The sequence below is a fragment of the Tahibacter aquaticus genome, assembly GCF_004363655.1.
In the GTDB taxonomy this organism is placed as follows: Bacteria; Pseudomonadota; Gammaproteobacteria; order Xanthomonadales; family Rhodanobacteraceae; genus Tahibacter; species Tahibacter aquaticus.
The window spans coordinates 1-1,394 of sequence record NZ_SNZH01000069.1 but is presented as its reverse complement, the minus strand read 5'-3'; the positions used below and the strand labels follow the sequence as shown (position 1 = coordinate 1,394).

1 protein-coding gene is annotated in these 1,394 nt (G+C 55.5%); it reads left to right on the top strand.

Annotated elements, in window-relative coordinates:
• Nucleotides 1–197: 197 nt before the first annotated feature.
• A complete protein-coding gene (locus tag DFR29_RS28815) occupies nt 198–1,136 on the top strand; it encodes a hypothetical protein (protein ID WP_133822079.1) in 939 nt (312 codons plus the stop codon).
• Nucleotides 1,137–1,394: the final 258 nt, after the last annotated feature.

The following is a 1,394-nucleotide window of genomic DNA, read 5'->3' as shown; positions in this document are numbered from 1 at the left end:
CTTCTCTCGATTCGAAAAGCTCGACGTGATGTTCCTGGGCTTTATCAGCTTCGCTCTGATCGCTGATGGGCTTCGGATGTGTTAACAGGCCCTAGTGTCCCCACCCCAATAAGTCGGGGCGCGGCCATTGAGCCCGTGGTCTGAAATTCCCGGAAACCAAGGCAGTACCAGGCATGCGAAATAGTCGACTTGTTCTCGTGGCGATCACTGCGCTAGCTGCTGGTGCAGCATTGACATGGCACATCCGGAGCGGAACGGAAACCAACCACTCTGCAAACGACACAGGAGCCGCTGTTCAACGTGAAGCGGTGCGGAGTCCATCGTCGCTCACGACACCAGAGACTCAAGCGCACCCACCGGCTATGAAACAACAGTCGCCGGGGAGCAAATCTTTGGACGCTCACAGCCCGATGCTGGCCTATGAAAATTCGGAAGATCTTGCACAAGTCGTCGAACAATTATCTCCCGCTGCCCAAAGCGGCGACTGGCAAGCTAAGTGGATGCTGGCTCGGGCGTTCGACGAATGCTTTCCCCAGGTTGCCGATCCGACCCTGTACGGAAAGATCAGAGCTAGCGCACACGAGCTTCCACCCGAGGTGCAAGCCGACATGCTTCGACACTTGAATCGAAGTGAGCATCGTTGCAGACAGCTAATCGCGAGCGGCCAGGTTACTCGGACGAAGGTATTGGAATCATTTGACGTTGCGCTTCGGACAGAAAACCTGGCGAATCGCGCCACTTCTCTGGTGAATTCGCCGGAATCCATGTCGGAAAACGACGCGAAAGCGATGATCCGGCAAATTGTGGAATCGCGGGACCCTTGGGCAATTTGGGCTTTGTCCGAAGTCATGGGCGAAACAGAGGACGGCGCAAACGAGTACGGCCCATTTTCCGGAAGTAAGGTCGACCGGTGGGCTTGGAAATTTGTCGCATGTGCACTCGGTTATCCCTGTGGGCCAGACAGCGCGGAAGTCCGCAGGCTGTGCGTTACGCAGGGACACTGCGCCAGTCAAGCACTTGAGGGCGTAGTACAGCAGGCTTTTCTTACCCCGGCCGAGTTCAAGGAGGCAATCGGGAAGAGGGACGAGCTCTTGGGAATTATTGCAGCTGGAAATGTCCAATCAATCTTTCGTTAGAAAGAAGATGGGCATGATAGGGAAACAGCAAGCGATATTCTTTTTCCTGCTGTTGGCGGGAACCCCTCTCCAACAGTCGCATGCAGCGGGCTTCTCAAGTGCGGCGGACCGACGGTTGACCTGCGAGGCACAAATTACAAAGTATCCCGGACGATTCGTCATCTAGCAGGCTGTTGAGAATCACCTCTTTCTCTCAGCCCCGATTGAGCCGATCAATCGCACCGCTGCTTGTGTTCTCGTCGCTGTAGCGGCTTGCTA